This window comes from Streptomyces asoensis (genome assembly GCF_013085465.1).
Classification (GTDB): Bacteria; Actinomycetota; Actinomycetes; order Streptomycetales; family Streptomycetaceae; genus Streptomyces; species Streptomyces cacaoi_A.
This window is the reverse complement of record NZ_CP049838.1, coordinates 9,169,979-9,188,248: the sequence shown is the minus strand read 5'-3', so window position 1 is coordinate 9,188,248 and position 18,270 is coordinate 9,169,979. Positions and strand designations below refer to the sequence as shown.

General features: G+C 70.1%; 10 protein-coding genes and 1 pseudogene. 6 read left to right on the top strand and 5 right to left on the bottom strand.

The window, feature by feature from the left end; translation table 11 throughout:
- Window positions 1–304: 304 nt before the first annotated feature.
- Window positions 305–496: a hypothetical protein gene (locus tag G9272_RS40800; RefSeq protein WP_171401236.1), complete on the bottom strand. Its 192-nt coding sequence runs from the start codon at window positions 494–496 to the stop codon at window positions 305–307.
- 24 nt (window positions 497–520) lie between these two features.
- Complete coding sequence (locus tag G9272_RS40795; RefSeq protein WP_171401235.1) at window positions 521–1,642, bottom strand: endonuclease NucS domain-containing protein; 1,122 nt, start codon at window positions 1,640–1,642, stop codon at window positions 521–523.
- Between the two features lie 355 nt (window positions 1,643–1,997).
- On the opposite strand from G9272_RS40795, the gene G9272_RS40790 reads away from it, so the two are divergent.
- Window positions 1,998–2,735 (top strand): PH domain-containing protein, encoded by a 738-nt coding sequence (locus tag G9272_RS40790; protein WP_171401234.1) that lies wholly within the window; start codon window positions 1,998–2,000, stop codon window positions 2,733–2,735.
- On the opposite strand, the gene G9272_RS45625 is transcribed toward G9272_RS40790, so the two are convergent.
- Window positions 2,689–2,901 (bottom strand): hypothetical protein, encoded by a 213-nt coding sequence (locus G9272_RS45625; protein WP_253268278.1) that lies wholly within the window; start codon window positions 2,899–2,901, stop codon window positions 2,689–2,691. The genes G9272_RS40790 and G9272_RS45625 overlap by 47 nt on opposite strands.
- A gap of 115 nt (window positions 2,902–3,016) precedes the next feature.
- Here G9272_RS45625 and G9272_RS46505 point away from each other — a divergent pair.
- Window positions 3,017–3,103, top strand: a pseudogene (locus tag G9272_RS46505) (replication-relaxation family protein); the annotation flags it as partial.
- Between the two features lie 140 nt (window positions 3,104–3,243).
- On the opposite strand, the gene G9272_RS40785 reads toward G9272_RS46505, so the two are convergent.
- Window positions 3,244–5,100, bottom strand: a complete 1,857-nt coding sequence (locus G9272_RS40785; RefSeq protein ID WP_253268090.1) for an ABC transporter ATP-binding protein — start codon at window positions 5,098–5,100, stop codon at window positions 3,244–3,246.
- A gap of 226 nt (window positions 5,101–5,326) precedes the next feature.
- Entirely contained in the window at window positions 5,327–6,727 is a 1,401-nt protein-coding gene (locus G9272_RS40780) for a hypothetical protein (RefSeq protein WP_171401233.1), read from the bottom strand.
- 502 nt (window positions 6,728–7,229) lie between these two features.
- On the opposite strand from G9272_RS40780, the gene G9272_RS40775 reads away from it, so the two are divergent.
- Genes G9272_RS40775 through G9272_RS40765 form a run of 4 tightly spaced genes read left to right on the top strand, consistent with a single transcriptional unit; the run spans window position 7,230 to window position 18,115 of the window.
- Complete coding sequence (locus G9272_RS40775; protein ID WP_253268089.1) at window positions 7,230–12,869, top strand: type I polyketide synthase; 5,640 nt, start codon at window positions 7,230–7,232, stop codon at window positions 12,867–12,869.
- Between the two features lie 13 nt (window positions 12,870–12,882).
- On the top strand, window positions 12,883–14,769 hold the full coding sequence (locus G9272_RS45620; protein ID WP_253268088.1) for an SDR family NAD(P)-dependent oxidoreductase: 1,887 nt from the start codon (window positions 12,883–12,885) through the stop codon (window positions 14,767–14,769).
- 40 nt (window positions 14,770–14,809) lie between these two features.
- Window positions 14,810–17,173 carry an MMPL family transporter gene (locus G9272_RS40770; protein WP_171401232.1) on the top strand — a complete coding sequence of 788 codons (2,364 nt, stop codon included), beginning with the start codon at window positions 14,810–14,812 and terminating at the stop codon, window positions 17,171–17,173.
- 60 nt (window positions 17,174–17,233) lie between these two features.
- Complete coding sequence (locus tag G9272_RS40765) at window positions 17,234–18,115, top strand: SDR family NAD(P)-dependent oxidoreductase (RefSeq protein ID WP_171401231.1); 882 nt, start codon at window positions 17,234–17,236, stop codon at window positions 18,113–18,115.
- The last annotated feature ends 155 nt before the right edge of the window (window positions 18,116–18,270 follow it).

Genomic DNA, 18,270 nt, shown 5'->3' with positions numbered 1-18,270 from the left:
GCCAGTGCGACAAGAAGTGCAGTCCCCCCACTTCTGGAAGGACACGGCCACCACATCAGCACTTCTACCGCCCGGCCTAGCACGCCAGCCGACATCGCGACGTTCGCTCCCGACTCCACCCAGACCAATGTCAAACGAAACGCTCGCAAGACGCGCTGACCTGCGCGGCGCAGCTTCCAGTGCACAGACAACCGCACGCGGACTGATCCGGACCTTGGGGCTGGACGACTTCCTGGTCTGCCGGATTCCCGGCACGGAAGTATCCCTGGGCATGTCACGTCGCCTCTACGCAGCATGCGAACAACTACACGAGGCAGACCGGCATATCGCCGAAACGACCCCGGGACTGCGCGCCGAGGACCAGCCCAGCGGCCACGAACCTCTCGACGAGGAAGCCGAAGAAATGGCTCGCAGCGCCCGTCGGCGCGTCTTCCGCGAACGACGAGACGAGTCCCGCGCGCGCATCCAGCCCCTCGTACGCCAGGCGTATGAACAAAGCAACACCCGCCCATGGATCCTGTCAGGCCTCAGGGATGTCTTGATCAATGCCGAAGTGACGGGAGACCTCGTCAATCGTGAAGCGGGCGCGGAGCTTGCAGGCGGAGTTCTGGTTGGCGAAGAAGCCCGTGCGCCACAATGCCTGTTCGCGCGGCACGGCACGCTCCCAGGCAACCGGGACGATCCACTCGCGGGGTTCCTCCCCTTCCGTCGCTGCTCTTTCCCCAACGGGTCGGTAGACGCCATCCAGGGGGAGATCCGCCATCCGTCGGCGTTCGCCGTCCACGCTGAGAGTGGCGTCCTCAAACGGCTGCGGTTCGCCGCAGACCGTGCCGACGCCCACGTAGCCCGCCTTGGGAATGTGCGTGAACACCCGCGCTCCAAGTGGCAAGGACCGGATCGTCCGAGAGAACCACTGTCCGCCGCCAGCCGACACAAATCCGTAGGTAAGGGCGTCGTTCCAGTTCCGCCCGCCGGCCTCATCGCCGAACGACACATACCAATCCGTCCCGTTCCACGGCTCCTGCTTACCGCGCCCCTTCGTACCAGCCGCCGGGGCCACCGCGTCTGCCTCGTCCCTCAACCAGCTGCGTGCCAGGTAGGAACGCCCCTCATCCTCGAAGTAGCGGAAGAAGAGCACGTTGACCGGTACCTGGAACCCCGACGCCAGGTAGGTGACGATCCGCTCCGTCGCCGCATCGATCTCACTCGCGACGATGGTGAGCGCATGAGTGGAGTTCAGAGCTTCCGGCGGAGTGCCGCCGAACCGCAGCGCGAACGCCTCATCCAGCTCCTCAGCCAGTCCCCTACCGCGGGCGTAGGAAGTGTAGATGTCGCGTATCTGGTCGTTGGTGAGCTCTTGGACCCAGGAACCGTAGTCGAGAACCTGGGCTACCACCTCGCGAGGCGTGCGATCCCGCTTGAGCTCCAAAACGTGCAGGCCCCCCTCGGCATCCATGCCCAGCAGGTCGACGACTTTGCCGTACTGCGTGAGGACCTGTCGGCCGATCAGCAGCAGCGGGTGCCCCAGGATGCCGGGATCGGCCTCGATGAGTTCCTCGAGCCGGGACTCCAAGGGCATCGGCCGCGTAGTGACCCGCACCGGCTTGTCGTCCACTCGCCACAGTCCGAACTCCAGCGGCATCCCTGTTCCCCCTCCACACAGACCACACAGCCCAGCCGATCAGGCATGGCGAGAGACAGTATGGCGCCGAAGCACCGTCAACTGCCCAGACCCTGCGTGCACTCTCCCGTGACTGCCGTTGCAACACAGTCGGCGCCGTCATCACCGTCCTGGGCTCGATCCCCTCCCCGATCTCGAGCAGCAGTGCGTGTCCTTGGCCAGCGCAGCCCACTGGGGAGTATCACAGGCCGACGGCCCGTCCCCCGAGCGGGGGTTGGCAGATGGCGAACGGCTGGGACCTTGCACAGAGACGGGCTATAAGATCCCTTCGCTCTCATGCCTGTGCCATGAGGGCCTTGTAGACGGGGGAGTTTCGATGAGCGACGGGATCGAGCGGGAGTACCGCAGACGGCGGGGAGTACCGCCCGCTTTCCTCACCATGCTGATCGCGGCGGCACTGGTCACCGCCAACGCGTTGCACGCGATGGCGACGCTCGGGCCGTCGGGCTGGGACGTGCTGGCCGTGGGGGCCTGGCTGGCCGCCGCCGGCCGGGTGGCGCTCGAGCAGTGGCGGGCGCGTACGTTCGTCACAGCCGACGGGGTCACCGTCCGAGGGCCGATACGTACGCGCAGCTGGGCCTGGTCCGATATCTACGGCATCCGGGTCGAGGAGAACAGGGGGAGCACCCCGCGCTGTTCGGGGTATCTCTACACCACCGACGGGCACCGGGTCCGCCTCCCCCACCTCGACGAGTATCAGCTGACCGACCCGATCGCCGAGGTCGCCGACCTGTGCGCCACGGCCCTGCGGCTCGGACTCACGTCCCTGGAGACGCGACCGGAGGCGGAGGAGCGCATCGCCCGAGGGGCGCGGCGGCGCAAGGCGTGGCAGCGGGCGGCCACGGCGGGCCTGGTCGTCGCGGCCGTCATGTTTGTCTACGACATCTGGTTGGTCTTCGACGACCGACCGACGCAGACGCTCCTGCTGGTCGGGGTCGTCCCGCTGCTCTGCCTTCCCGTCTTCTTCCTCATTCTGGACCGCGTCGGCGAAAGTCAGAACCGCCGCCTCACCGACTCAGCGACTCGAACCTCCACCGGTGCACCGCCCGGCTGATCAACACCCCTTCGGACTGCGGCAGTTCGGGCAACTCCGCGTCCCGCTGCGTGATGACCGGCACCCGGTCCTGGGTCGCCCGTAACGTCTCACGCCGCAGCGGCCGTACGGGAAGCTCCTGGGCCCGCACCCGGGCGAGGCCACTTCCCGCGCTTTCTTCGATCAGGCCCGGTTCCCGTTCGGCGAGCTGTTCGCGTACTTCGCGGAGCAGCAGAGAAGCGGCGAGTGCCTGCTCAGAGCTGGTCTGGGCGGGTGCGGGTTGCTCCGCTTGCGTACCCGTACTGATCGAGTACGCCCGCCTGTTCCAGTACGAGGCGCAGCCCGTCGGCCGGCGCAGGCAGGCCGCCTCCGATCCCGCCTTGTTGCGCCCACCTCACCCCGGACCAGGTCGCCGCCGACCTCACCGCTCTCCCCCGTCGAGGTCTGCGAGCAGCGCGTACACCACGACAACAGCGGGCGCCTGGCCCAGGCTGGGACGGAGGAATGTCGGACCACTGTCGGCGAGGGCTCAATTGCCGGTGCGACCCGGAGCTGAGGCGTGCGGAGAATCGGCGGGCGGCGTTCGAATCGGTGAACCGGCTTCTATGGCGTGCCCAGTGGTGAGTTCTCTGTAGTGGCTGCTACGAGTGAGAAGGTCCTCGTGGCTGCCGGAGTCCGCTGTCCCGTCCTCCGTGAGCAGGATGATGTGCCGGGCCCTGCGGACGGTGGGCAGTCGGTGGCTGGCGACGATGACGCAGCGGGTGGCCGCCAGGTCGTCGACGGCCCGGGTGACGAGGCGATCGCTGATGCCGTCCAGGTGGGAGTTCGGCTCGTCGAGGAGGAGGACGTCGCTGTCCGTGAGGAGGGCGCGGGCCACGGCGAGGCGCTGGCGTTGTCCGCCGGACAGGTCCTGGACACGGCCCAGGGGCGTGTCCAGGCCTTGAGGGAGACGCAACACTGTTCGGCGTAGCCCGACCCTCTCCAACGCTTTCAGCAGCTCGGCATCGCCGGGCGGTTCGGCGAGACCAAGCCGGAGGTTCTCGCGAATGGTGCCTTCGATCAGGGTGGACTGTTGGTCGACGTAGGTGACGCGTCGGCGCAGGTCGCCGAGGGGCCAGTTGCTGACGGACCTCCCCAGGACGCGGATCTCCCCGTGCTCGGCCTGTGCGAGGCGGTTGATCAGAGTGAGGACTGTGGACTTTCCCGCGCCTGAGGAACCGACGAGGACGGTGAGCCCGGTCGCGGGGACGTGGAAACTCGCATGGTCCAGGACAGGGTTGCCTTGCGGAAGGCGGAAGGTGACACGGCGAAAGGTCACTGCCTGTGCGTCGGGGCGGGGCAGGGGCAGGACGGGAGCTGCGGTCGTGTCCTGTTCCGCTTCCGCGGGGCGAGTGAGGAGGCGGTGGAAGCGGCCTCGCGCGGTTCGTCCCGCCTGAAGATGGCCGATGCCGAGGGCGGCGACGGTCAGGGGCGAGGTGAGGTGCAGCAGGTAGAGAAAGAAGCCGCTGAAGGCGGCCAGAGACAGTTCTCCGTGCGTGATCTGCTGCCCTGCTGCCAATGCGACGGCCAGGACGGCAATCTGCTGGCCCGAATTCACGACCGGGCCGATGAGGCACTGCAAACGGGAGGCGGGCAGACACGCCGAACGAACGGCGTCCGCGGCGTGTCCGAGTTTGTGTGCGGCCTCACTCTCGTAACGGCAGGCCTTGACGGTGACGAGCGCGGCGAGGTGGGCGGTGAGGCTCTGGGCGAGCTGTCCGAGCGCGCGCTGCTGGGCGACCGCGAGGTGTCTCATCCGGGTCGTCATGAGGGCGATGCAGGCACCGGTGAGTCCGAAGGCTCCGACGGCGACCATGGTGAGCCTGAGGTCGATGACGACCATGGCGGTGAGCGTGGCCGCCGTGGCGATGAGCGCCACGGGGAGGTGGACGAGACCGGTTTCGATGAGCAGGCGCAGGAGCACAGCGTCCGAGGTGATCCTGGCGGTGAGGCTGCCGGTGCCCTCGTCGCGTACGGCGCGCAGCGGCAGCCGCAGCAGATGCCCCATGGCCCGGCGGCGCAGACGCAGCACGGCGCGCTCGCCGACTCCGGCCAGTAACCACCCGCTCAGGGCCTGCAGTCCGGCCGCGCCCAGGACGGCGACGCTCATGCCCACGGCGGGCTGGGTGACCGGCTGGTGCCGGGTGAGAGCACGCATCACGCCCATGGCCAGCCACGGCACCGCCAGACCGGCTGCGACCGAAGCGAGGGACAGGACGGCTGCCAGGGCGAGCAGCAGTCGGTCGCCGCGCAGGAGGTCCTGGCCGATGCGCAGTCCCGGCATCGCGCCGCGGTCGGGGGTCAGGGGCCGGGCCGACGGTCGGGGGCGGACGGACGGGAAGGTCACGTCGCGGTGCCTCGGTCACGACGACCGGGCGAGGGAGGAGCCGATCGGCGGCAGCCCGGATCCCTGCTCATCGCGTCGGTCACTGGGCGGGAGAGGGGGCGTGCCCCCCTGGCCCGGCACGGGCGGCGGCGATTACCGATCGGGTGGCCCACGGCACGGCTGCACCCGACGGTGGCAGGCTGCTCGCTGCCGGGTTGTGTCCACGGGCCGGAGGCGGAACGCCCACTCATACCGGCTGGGGGACGTCGTCGGGTGTGAACCGCACTGCCGTGCCGTACAGGTCGAGCAGGCCTTGGAAGGGCTGGGCGGGCAGGCCGGGCTTCCACAGTTCGACGGCCATCTCCCCGTGATACAGCAGGGGCCAGCGCACGTAGGTCCGCGGGTCGGCCGGATCGTTGACGGCGTGTGAACGGCGAACGGTGTCGCGGGCGATCTCGACAGTCAGGTCGGTACCGCAGCCGAAGCCGTAGGGGAACTGCTCGCGGTCCGCCCCGACGGTTTCGATCACTGTGTGGTCGCTGGAGACCACGCCGACGTGGGCGTGGATGCCGGCCCGGATGAGAGGTACCTCGCGTTCCCCGTCGGGGTCCAGCACCCAGGTACCTGACGGGTCCTTCGTGACGCGGACGGTGGGACAGGCCTCCATCAGGGCGCAGATCTCCCATGTCTCCACGGAGGGCTGCATCGGCAGCATGCCGCTGGGGGCCAGGACGCGCAGGCGTTGGCCGTCGGCCAGGCGCGGCTCGACGGCCACGGTCTGCTCTCGTGTCAGGTTGCGCTTGTCGACGTCCCAGGAACCTGAGGCGCTGACCACCAGGCAGTTGAGATCGGGGTCGAAGGCGAACAGCATGCCTTCGCTGAAGCCCCGCATTCCCATGTAGACCTCGTACATGTCAGCCAGTTGGTCGGAGACGAAGTCGGACACCTTCACCGGCGCCGGCAGCAGTCCCAGCTCGCCCATCCGCCTGCCGGCATCGGCCAGTCGCTCAGGCGCGGTGCTGGCCTGCCACGCCTCGATGGTGATCGCATCACGGACGGTGTCGTAGTCCTCAGCGACCTGCCGGGCGCACGCCGCGGTGACCAGCCGATCACGCATGCGGTCGGCGATGTCCGTGATCTCGGTGGGATGGCCGCCCTCCATGTTGCAGAACGTCACCTCCCCTACCTGCCCGGGAGCATCCCCGCGGGACACGAATAGGACCTTGGCCGCGCCGAGCCGGCCCATGGCCGTGCGGGCGGTGGCGACGACTTCTGCGTGGGGCAGTGCACTGAGTCGTTCGGGCACCTCGACCACGGCGACGACATGACGGGGGTTGCGGCGCAGACCGTGCTGCTGGCGCAGCATCGCACTCAGCGGCGGAAATTCGTCGGGGATCCTCTCCCGCAGGAGCTGCGGCCCCTCGGGGATCTGTCCGCACATGAGCATCAGGTCGACGTCGCCATGGGAGCGGTCGAGAACGGTATGGCCCTGCACCTCGAAGGAGGCGACCAGGTGGTCCAGGAAGGACCGCAGCGCCTGCTGCCCTTCCGGCACTTCGCCGATGACCTGGACCGTGCATGGACGCCACCAGCCGCAGGCGGTCACATCGGTTTGGACGGCGGGTACGGCGACCGGTGAACTGCTCATGGCCTACCTTCCGGGAAACGTTGCGACCGCCTCGAAAGAGGCCTTCGTCGGCTGGGTCACGGCGCGCGAAAAAGCGGCGGTGACAGGTTCGTCGCCGTGGACGTGCGAATAGCCGCACAGGGGGACGGGCTCAGGACGTCGGTGACCATACCGGCGGCCTGGAGGAACACCTACCTACCGCCACCCTTTCCGGGATCAACGGGTGACCGGTTGACGCCATTCCGACGTTTTTGCACGTCAGTGCCGTGGAGGGGCCACGAACTTCACGCGCAGGGGTGAATGGCAGAGCTGCCCTGGGCAGCCGGACCCGCCGAATTCACCCCCTTGTCCGCTCCGGAGTTGTTCCTGGCGTTCCCCCGCACGCAGTAACGCGTGCAAGGACTGTTCGTTCGCTCTCCTAAGATCACGGCGTTCCCGGCGGCGGAACACCTTTTTGCGTGCCATTGCCTGCCGGCGTCTTTGCTGCTCACCCCCCCATTTCTTCGTGCACCGGGAGAACTCCGTGATCGTGGCCCCCACGAACCCTGACAGGCCCGCCGTGGCGATCGTGGGCCTCTCGTGCCGACTGCCGGGCGGCATCGATGGACCGCAGGACCTGTGGGAGGCGCTGCTGGAGGGACGCGACCTGGTGGGCGAGGTCCCGCCGGACCGTTTCGACCCCGAACGGTTCGTCGACACCGGGCGGCGCAGGAACAACAAGAGCTACACGGCGGCGGGCGGATTCCTCCAGGACGTCACCGGCTTCGACAACGGCTACTTCCAGCGGGTCTCACCGCGCGAGGCGGCGCGCATGGATCCGCAGCACCGGCTGCTGCTGGAGATGGCGGTCGAGGCCCTGGACGACGCCGGCATCGACCAGATTGCCACCGCCGACTCCGACACGGCGGTGTTCGTCGGCATGTCGAGCCACGACTACGCCGACTTGCAATCCACCGGCGGTGACGCGCCCAACGCGTACTCGATGGCTGGGCTGGCGGCCACCAACGCCGCCAACCGCATCTCCCACCTGCTCGACTGGCACGGGCCGAGCATGACGGTGGATACCGCCTGTTCCTCGGCCCTGACCGCCCTGCACCAGGCGTGCGAGACGCTGCGCACGGGCCGAGCGCGTATGGCTCTGGCTGGAGGAGTGAGCGTCCTGCTCAGTCCGTTCGGCTTCACCGGCTTCTCGGCCGCCTCCATGCTGTCGCCGACCGGCCGCTGCCGTGTCTTCTCGGCGGAGGCAGACGGCTACGTGCGCGCGGAGGGCGGTGGCGTGGTGGCCCTCAAACTTCTGTCCGACGCGCTTGCGGATGGCGACCGCATCCATGGAGTGATCCTGGCGAGCGGCGTCAACAGCGACGGCAGCACCACCGGGCTGGCACTTCCCAGCGCCCAGGCGCAGGCAGCTTTGCTGGAACAGGTCTACGCCCAGGCCGGCGTGAGCGCCGACGACCTGTCCTACCTGGAGGCCCACGGCACCGGAACACCGGTGGGCGACCCGATCGAGTGCGACGCCATCGGCCGCGCCCTGGGCACCCGCCGCACGATCGGGCCACTGCCGATCGGATCGGTCAAGAGCAACACCGGTCACCTGGAGGCCGCTTCCGGCATGGCCGGACTGATGAAAGCCCTGCTCGTCCTGCGTCACCGCCGCATCCCGCCGACCCTGCACGCGCAGCCGTTCAGCCCCCACATCGACTTCGAGGGCTGGCAGCTCGATCCGTGCACCGAAGCCAGGTCCCTTGCCGGGCAGCGGCCGGTGGTCGGCGTCAACTCCTTCGGTTTCGGGGGATCCAACGCGCACGTCGTGCTGGCCGCCGCGCCCGCAGTCCCCCTCACCGACCCGAGTGAGCCCCCCAAGGGTGTGCTGCCGGTAGTGGTCTCGGCCCGCACCCCGGAGGGGCTGGAGGCCGCGGCCGCACGCATGGCCCAGCGGCTCCGGGAGGAGACCCCCGAGGGGTTCTACGACGTCGCGTGGACGGCCGCACGTCGTCGTACCCTGCACCCGCACCGGACCGTGGTCCTGGTCCCCGGCGCCCGGCAGGCAGCCGAAGCCCTGGAAGCCGTCGGCCAGGGGGCACTGCCCCTGCCCGTCGCCACCGCCACCGGACAGGCGGTGACTGACGGCCGCGTGGTGTTCGCCTTCGGCGGCAACGGCTCCCAGTGGGCCGGCATGGGGGCGGACCTGCTGCGCGAGGAACCCGTTTTCAGGGCGGCGCTCGACCGGGTCGATGACGCGCTCCGGCCTCACCTGGGCTGGTCGGTGCGTGCGGAGATGGCCGCAGCCGACCCCGCGCGCATCGAGGCCACCGAGATCGCCCAGCCGCTGCTGTTCGCCTTCCAGATCGGTCTGGTGGAACTGTTCAAGGCCCGCGGTATCCGTCCGGCCGCGGTCCTGGGCCACAGCGTCGGCGAGATCGCCGCCGCACACGTAGCCGGCGCTCTCGGCCTGTCTGCCGCCGCCCGGGTGGTCGCCGAACGCAGCCGTGCTCAGGCAGCCACCCGCGGCCGGGGCCGCATGGCCGCAGTCGGCCTGTCCGCGGAGGAGGCAGCCAAGGAACTCGCCCCCTACGCCGGCACTTTGGAGATCGCCGCCGTCAACGGCGACCAGGACGTCACCGTCTGCGGTCCCGAGGAAGACCTCCGCACCTTGGGCACGGATCTGGAGCGGCGCGCGGTCTTTTTCCGCATGCTGGAGCTGGACTACGCCTTCCACAGCCGCGCCATGGACCCTGTACGGGACGGCCTGCTCGAGTGCCTGGAGGGCCTGCGTCCGGAGGCCACCGTCCTCCCGTTCGTCTCGACGGTCACCGGCACCGCCTGCCCGGGCGAGGACCTCGAAGCCCACTACTGGTGGCGCAACGTCCGTGAGCCCGTGCTGTTCGGACCGGCCCTGCATACGCTGCTCAATGACGGTTACGACATCTTCGTCGACATCGGCCCCCACCCCGTCCTGCGGCCCTACCTGCGCAAGGCGATCAAGGGCCTGGAACGTTCGGTGCTGGTCACGGCTACCTGTGCTCGGGCCGTGCCGGGGCCCGCCGCCGTCGACACGGCGGCGGCCCACGTGTTGGCTGCCGGCGCCCAAATCCATTGGGACGTCTTCTTCCCGCGGCCCGGACGCACGAGCGACTTGCCGGCCTATCCCTGGCAGCGCGAGCGGCACTGGCACGGTGACCCTCAGTGGTGGCTGCGCGTCGCCGGCGAGACCACCCCCGTCCAGCACCCTCTGCTGGGAGCACGCGTCCCCGTACAGCAGCCCGGCTGGTCCAACCTGGTAGAGCCCACCCGGTTGCCGTGGCTGGCCGACCACCAGGTCGCAGGCTCCGTCGTCATGCCCGCCGCTGCCTACCTGGAGATGGCCCTTGCCGCAGGCGGGCTCGTCCACGACGCCCCCGTCGAGGTCAACCATCTGCTCATCACCCGTGCCCTCGATCTGCCCTGGAACGACGAGGCCGCCGACGTGCGCGTACAGGTCTCCCTCAGCGAAGGCGACCAGGCCCTGACGATTGCCGCGCGTACCGGCGACGACCTGCCCTGGCAGCCGTACGCCCGTGCCCGCGTGCGACGGCTGCTGGCCGCCACGCCGCCGTCCGTCGACCTCGCCGACCTGCGCTCGCGTCTGCACACCCGCATGGACGTCACCGAGCACTACGCCCGTGCCCGGCGCGCCGGCCTCGTGTACGGACCCGCCTTCCAGGTCCTCACCGACCTGCGGCTGCACGAGGGCGAAGCCCTCGCCTCCTACACCCTGGGCGAACCGGCCGACGGCTACCACGTACACCCGGCGCTCCTGGACGGTGCACTCCAGGCAGGCGCCTGCCTGATCAGCGTCGACGGCGAGTACCTGCCGTTCCTGCCGGTCGCCGTCGAAGCCCTGCGCCTGTGGCACACCCCGCCGCAGAGCGGCCTGATCCACGTACGCCTGCGAGAGAGCAACCCCCAGGAAACGTGCTGGGACATCACCCTGTCCGATGCCGACGGCAAGATCTGCCTCCAGCTCACCGGCTGCCGGCTACGCCGCATGGGCAACACCCCCACCGAACCCGTGCAGCACCTCGTCAGCGTGCTGCGCGCCGCTCCAGGGACCGCCGACCCGGCACTGCCCGGCCCCCTGCCCTCGCCCACCGCCCTGGCGCGGCGGTGTCTGCCCTACCGCGACCGTCTGGAGAAGACCTGGCGCGAGGACGGGCACGAAGCCGGGCTGCAACGTCTACGCGAGTGCTGCTCGCGCCTGATCGCCGACGCGTTCGCCCAGCTGCTGCCGGAGGGACAGAGCGAGTTCGACACCGGTGATCTGGTGGCAGGCGGCATGCAGCCCCGACACGCCCGCCTGGCAGAGCTTCTCGCCCATGCCACCCGCGGCTTGCTGGGCCAGATCCAGCAGGCCGGAGATGGCCGCCCGACACGTTGGCGCCTTCCCGACACCGACGGCCCTCCGGCGCTGGAGCTGTTCCAGCAACTCGTACGCGACTTCCCCCAGCATACGGTCGAGACGTCCCTGTTCGGCCGGTGTTGTCTGCACCTGGCCGACGTCCTGCGCGGCGACCATGATCCGCTGGCGCTCCTCTTCGACGAACCCGACCGCCATCTGATCGAGTACTTCTACAGCGACGCCGTCCAGCCTCGCTTCCACAATCAGCTGCTGCTCGCCCTGGTACGTGAGCAGGTTCGCACGTGGCCCGAGGACCGGCCGCTGCGCATCCTGGAGGTGGGTGCCGGTACCGGCAGCAGTACAGCCCTGCTCCTGCCCCATCTGCCGCCCGAGCGCACCGCATACACCTTCACCGACCTGTCCGCCGGCTTCTTCCCCGCTGCCAAGGCCCGCTTCGCCGACTTCGACTTCGTCGACTACCGCTGCCTGGACCTGAACCAGGACCCGGACGAGCAGGGCTTCACCGCGGCCTCCTTCGACGTAGTGATCGCCACCAACGTCCTGCACGCCACCCGGGACCTGCACGCGACCCTCTCCCGCATCACCTATCTCCTTGCCGACGGCGGACAACTTCTCGCCCACGAGACCCACGAACCCGGCCTGCTGGCCCCCTGCTTCGGCACGCTCGAGGGATTCTGGGACTTCACCGACGCCCCGTTGCGCCAGGACTCCCCTCTGCTGCCGGGGGAGGCCTGGGCACCACTGCTGCGCGAGTGCGGCTTCGACGAGGTCGCCCAACTCGGACATGACCAAGCCCTGCCGGAACTCGAGTACTCGGTGTTCTGCGCCCGCCGCGCGGCACGCACCACCGTCCTCCCCGCCCCCCTCACGCCGCCCGCCGCCCCGGACGCGCGCTGGCTGCTGGCCGGGGAGAACCCCGACGGCGACCTGCTCCGCGACCTCGTCGACGTTCTCATCCAGGCGGGCGCCGATGTCCGCACCGCCGGCCTGGACCAGGTTCCTCGGCACTGGGCGCAGGTCGCGGGGGAGGAACAACCCCCTCACACGGTTCTGGTCTTCGACGCCCATCCCGGCGACAGCCCCGCCGAAACGTGCGACCAAGCCGTCGCCCGACTCGGTGTGCTGCGGGACCTCGCCGAAACCGGCTCACGCCTGCCGGCCGGGAGCGCAGCCAACCTGTGGATCGTCACCCGACCCAGCGGCATCCACGCCGCCCCCGAACGACCGGGCACTCCTGAGGACGCGGCGCTGTGGGGCGCTACCCGCTCCCTGGCGAACGAGATCCCCCAGCTGACCATCCGGCGGATCTCCCTGGACGCCGGGGACCGGCCCGCCGACGACGCGCGGCGTCTGGCGGCCGAACTGCTCCAGCCCACCGACGAGGACGAGGTCGTCCTGACCCGCAGCGGCCGCTTCGTCCCGCGCACCGTCCCCCGGCCCGCCTCCGCCACCGCACCCGATGCCTCCGGCTCAACGCCCTTCACGCTGCGCCTGCACGACGCCGGCCTGCGCCCCCGGCTCATCTGGACTCCGGACCGGCCGCAGCAGCCCGCCGCCGACGAGGTCACCATCGCCGTCGCAGCGGCCGCACTCAATTACCGCGACGTCATGCTCGCCGTCGGCCTCCTGCCCCCGGGCGCGGAGGCGCCGCTGCCGGACGGGCCGGCCCTGGGCCTGGAGTGCGCCGGCACGGTCACGGCAGTCGGCGCCGACGTCACCCATCTGACAACGGGCGACCGCGTCTACGCGCTCGCACCCCGTTAGCCTCAGCTCCCATGTGACCGTCAACGCCCGCCTCGTGGGGACCGTCCCCGACGGCATGACGTTCACCGAAGCCGCCACCCTGCCGGTGGTCTACTTCACCGTCCACCACGCCCTCGAGCGCCTCGCGCGTCTCCAGGCGGGCGAGACCGTTCTTGTCCACGGTGCCGCCGGTGGCATCGGCCTTGCCGCCCTCCAGCTCGCCCGGGCCCGCGGCGCCCACGTCATCGCCACCGCCGGCACCCCTGCCAAACGCGACCTGCTGCGCATGCTCGGCGTCCGCCATGTCCTGGACTCCCGAACCCTGGACTTCGCCGAGCACGTCCGTGACCTCACCGGCGGGCAGGGCGTCGACGTCGTCCTCAACTCCCTGGCGGGAGAGGCCATCAGCCGCACCCTGGAACTCCTGCGGCCGGGCGGACGCTTCCTGGAACTCGGCAAGCGCGACATCTACACCTCCACTCCCCTGGCCCTGCGGCCCTTCAGCAACAACATCGCCTTCTTCGGCGTGGACGCATACCAGCTCATCTCCGGCCGCCTGCCCCAAGCCGGGACCTGCTTCGACGAAACAGCCCAGCTCATCGCGGACGGAACCTACCGACCCTTGCTGCACCTGGCCTACCCGGCCACCCGGATCAGCGAGGCACTGCGCGTCCTTCAGCGCTCGCGCCACCTCGGCAAGGTCGTCATCACCTTCGAGGAGCCACCTCCCCTGGAGCGCATCCACGCACCCCTGCGGCTCTCCCCGCACGCCACCTACCTGGTCACCGGAGGACTGAGCGGACTCGGCGCAGCCCTCGCCCACCGTCTCGTCGACCACGGCGCACGCCACCTCGCCCTCCTGGGCCGCCGAGGCTCCGACACCCCCGGCGGCTCCCAGCTGATGCAGACACTCGCCGAGCGCGGCGCCACCACCACCGCCCACGCGGCTGACGTCACCCGCGAAAAGGACCTACGCCGGACATTGGCCACCATCGACGCCGACGGCCCCCCGCTGGGCGGGGTGGTCCACGCCGCGATGGTCCTGGACGACGCGCCGCTGGCCGAACTCACCGACGAACGTCTGCGCACCGCTCTGGAGCCCAAGATGCTCGGCGCGGCCACCCTGCACGCCCTCACCCGCGACCGCGACCTCCACCTGTTCGCTACCTGCTCGTCGGTCACCGCCTGGTTCGGCAACGCCTACCAGGCCAACTACACCGCCGCCAATGCCTACCTCGAAGCACTCACCCGCACCCGGCGCGCCACCGGCCTGCCCGGCACGACGGTGGCCTGGGGCGCCGTCGGCGACACCGGCTACGCCGCCCGCCACGGCATCACCGACATGCTCGCCCGCCTCGGCCTGGACAACCTCACCCCCGCCGAGGCCTGCACCGCCCTCACAAACGCCGTCGCCCAGGACACCGACGTCACCGCCGCCGCCAGGATCGACTGGGCCCGCATCCGCAGCATGATGCCGGCCGTGCAGACCCCCCGCCTCGCCGGTCTCATCCCCCTCCACACCCCCCAGGACGACGGACCCGACCAACTACGCCACCGTCTCGCCACCGCCACCCCCGACGAAGCACTCGCCCTGGCGGCGGACGCCATCACCCAGGTTCTGGCCGAGATCCTGCAGACCGACCCCGCCCGTCTCGACCGCGATCGCCGCCTGGATCAACTCGGCCTGGACTCGCTGATGGCCGTCGAAGCCGTCGTCGCCGCCCGCCGCCGCCTGGGCTGCGAACTGCCGACCCTGGAATTCCTCAACGCCCAAGGCATCACCGACCTCGCCCGCCGTGCCCTGATCCGCCTCGGCCATCAGACCCCGACCGTGCCGGCGCCGGCCGCGCCCAGCTCAACCGCGCCGACTCCGACCGTGCCGGCCCCTGCCGTGCCCGCACAAGGCGCTCGCACCCCCTGACTCACCGACCCTTACACCTGTAGTAGAGAGGCCGACCGTGATGTGCGAGCCGTCCCCGCACCCCGACCGCTCGCACATCCCGGGCTCCCTCGCCACGCTCGCCCGATGGGCCGCACGCCACAACCGGCTCGTCCTCGCCGCCGCCGCGCTCTTCGTCGTCACCACGGGCCTGCTGTCCGCCGGAGTCTCCGCACACCTGAGCAGCGGTGGCTGGCTTGCCGAGAACACCACCGCGGCGCGAGCACGCAATCTGTTGGCGCAGTCGCCGCACGGGGGTATGCCGCCCCTCCTGCTCCTCGCCCGCGCCACCGGGTCCGTCGACGAGCCGGCCGCGCGCACCGCCGGTACTCGCCTCGCGGAGGACCTGCGCCGGGTACCTGGCGTCACCGCCGTCGACTCGTACTGGACAGGCCCTCTCGACCCGGCTGCCTCCACTCCGGCGCTCCCACCCCCGCCGGACCCACTGCTACGCGCCACCGATGGCCGTACGGCCCTCATCGCCGTGTGGCTCGACACCACCGAGCCCGTTCGGCACGCCGCCACCGCGGACGTCCTCGCCCATGCCGACGGCCGGTACGGCCCCCTGGAGACCCGGGCGGCGGGCGAGGCGGCCGTCACTCGCGCCATTCACCTGTACAGCGAGCGGGACCTGGTGCGCATGGAACTACTGGCCCTGCCCCTCACGTTCGTCCTGTTGTTTCTGATGTTCGGCAGCGTTCCAGCGGCTCTTCTGCCTCTGGCCGTCGGCACCGTCGCCATCACGGGCACCGCCGCCATCCTGCGCGCCGTCGCCGCCGTCACCCCGATCTCCGCGTTCGCCCTCAGTCTCACCACGGCCGTTGGGCTTGCGCTGGCCGTGGACTACAGCCTGTTCCTCATCGCCCGCTACCGCGAGGAGACCGCCCTCGGTCGCCCGCACGCCCAAGCGGTGGTCCTCGCCGGCCGCACCGCCGGACGCACCGTGATCGCCTCCGCCGGCGTCGTCGCCGTCTCACTGCTGGGACTCCTGCTGTTCCCGGTGCCTTTGATGCGCTCTCTGGCCACGGCGGGCATCAGCGTCATCGTTCTGGCCGCGGCGGCGTCCCTCCTGATCGTCCCGGCCGCCCTTGCCTGCTTCGGCGAACGCCTGGCCGGGCGGGACATCCTCGCCCGCCGACGCCAGGCCGCCCGGGCCGCCGCCCGCTGGGACACCCTGGCGACCGCCGTCATGCGCCGCCCCCTGGTAGTCCTCACCCTGACCAGCGCCCTGCTGCTCCTGCTCGCCCTGCCTTTCCGCGATGTGACTTTCGGTTTCAGCGCCGAACGTGCCCTGCCCGCCGATTCACCCGTCGCCCGGACCATGAGCGACTTGCATACCGACTTCCCCCACCTCGGGACCGAGATCGATGTCGTCCTGCCCGAGTGGCACCCCATCAGCCCCGACGACGCCGACCGCCTCGATGCCTACGCCCGCAGTCTCTCCCGGCTCCCCGGCGTCCAAGGACTACGCACCGCGACCGGCACCTACCTCGACGGCAAGCCCGTCGGCCCCCTGTGTGAACCGACCGAAGAACCACCTGCGAATCACCCCTGCGCGGGGCTACGGCGATTCACCCTGCCCAGCGGCACCTGGCTGGCGATCAACTCCGCACCTTGGCCCTACGGCACTGCCGCTGTCGACCTGCTGCACAGCGTCCGCGCTCGACCGGCCCCCGTGCCAGCCCTCACCGGTGGGGCCACGGCTGACTTCCTGGACACCCGCACCTCGGCGTTTCACCACCTGCCCGGTGCTCTTGTGGTCGTGACCGTCGCGACCCTGGCCCTGCTGCTCGCCTTCACCCGTAGCCTGTTCCTGCCGCTCAAGGCCCTGCTGATCAACATCCTCAGCCTCACGGCGACCTTCGGCGCGATGGTCTACGTCTTCCAGCAAGGCCATCTGCGCCACTGGGTCGGCGACTTCGTCATGACCGGCAACACCGACCTCTCACTGCCGTTCATCGCGTTCTTCCTCGCCTTCGGCCTGTCGATGGACTACGAGATCCTGCTGCTGGCCCGCATCACCGAGGCGCACGGCCGTACCCGCGACACCGTCCGTGCGACCGCCGAAGGCCTGCAAGCCGCCGCGCCGTTGTTCACCGCCTCGGCCGCCGTGGTCCTCGTCGTTCTCCTGGCGCTCGCGGTGACGGACGTCGCCATCCTGAAGAGCATCGCTGTCACCGTCGCGCTGTCCGTCCTCCTGGACGCTGCGGTGATCCGTCCCCTGCTCGTGCCCGCCGTCATGAAGCTGGCGGGTAACGCCAACTGGTGGCTACCAGCCCCCTTGCGCCGCCGTCTTCCCCTCCGGCCGGGCCCTGAGCCCGCCGACACCACGCCGTATGCAACCGCCGTTCCCCGGCCCGCCGACGACGTTCCCCTCTCCACCTGACAAGACGTCGGCCAACCGTTTCGGACATTCCGACAAATCCAGCCGTCCCGAAAGAGCCCCATGAGCCGCTACGACCTCGCCGGACGCACCGTCGTCATCACCGGCTCCACCGGCGGACTCGGCTCCGCCGTCGCCGCCGCACTGCACGATCGAGGCGCGCACCTCGCCCTCCTCGGCCGCGATGAGAGCGCCCTCGCCGCTCAAGCCGACATGCTCGGCGGGCCCCGCACCGCGTGGGCAGCCCACGCGGACGTGACCGACCTCCTCAGCCTCCGGTCGGCGATCGACCGAGCCGCCGACCACTTCGGTCGCGTCGACATCGTCGTCGCCAACGCTGGGGTGACCGTCATCGCCCCGACGGCCATCCTCGATCCCGACGCCTTCGAGCGCGTCATCGACGTCAATCTGACCGGAGTATGGCGAACCTTCAAGGCCGCCCTCCCGCATGTCGAACGTCAACGCGGCTACTTGCTGGCCGTCTCCTCGATGGCGGCCTTCGTACACTCCCCGCTCCAAGGCCCTTACACCGCCAGCAAGGCCGGCGTCTGGGCGATGTGCAACAGCATCCGCCTGGAGGTGAGGCATCTCGGCGTCGACGTCGGCACATTGCACCCGACCTTCCTCAAGACGCCGATGCTGGACGCGATCCACGCGGATCCGGCAGGTCGGCGCCTGTGGAGCGGAAACGAACGAGGGCTTTGGCGGGTGTGCTCCGTCGACAAGGCCGTGCGCAGCATCGTGTCGGGCATCGAACGCCGTGCGCAGACGATCACTCCGCACCGCCTCCACACCCTTGCCGCGGCAGCCCCCGGCGTTTTCCGGCCGGTCATCGACCGCGTCGGGTTCACGACCAGGACCATCACCGAGGCCAGCGCTGCGGCCTCACCCAGCGGCGGCCCTCCGCCCACAGCCTCGACGGTGAGCCGTGAGCCGTGCCCCTGAGTGTTCCATGCTGGATTTGAGGTAGTCGAAGAAGTGCACGTGGGTACCGAGTGGGGCATAGACCGTCCGGCTGTCTGAACGGCGAACTCGCGTGTTTCCGACCGCGCGATGTCCAAGGTACGCAACAACGAGCGCGGCCGCGGCGGGGTCGCGCG

Bases quoted from the DNA above. Each gene is read 5' to 3' on its own strand.
- G9272_RS40770 (WP_171401232.1), top strand. From the start codon at position 14,810: ATGTGCGAGCCGTCCCCGCACCCCGACCGCTCGCACATCCCGGGCTCC.
- G9272_RS40790 (WP_171401234.1), top strand. From the start codon at position 1,998: ATGAGCGACGGGATCGAGCGGGAGTACCGCAGACGGCGGGGAGTACCG.
- G9272_RS40780 (WP_171401233.1), bottom strand. From the start codon at position 6,727: ATGAGCAGTTCACCGGTCGCCGTACCCGCCGTCCAAACCGATGTGACC.
- G9272_RS40765 (WP_171401231.1), top strand. From the start codon at position 17,234: ATGAGCCGCTACGACCTCGCCGGACGCACCGTCGTCATCACCGGCTCC.
- G9272_RS40795 (WP_171401235.1), bottom strand. From the start codon at position 1,642: ATGCCGCTGGAGTTCGGACTGTGGCGAGTGGACGACAAGCCGGTGCGG.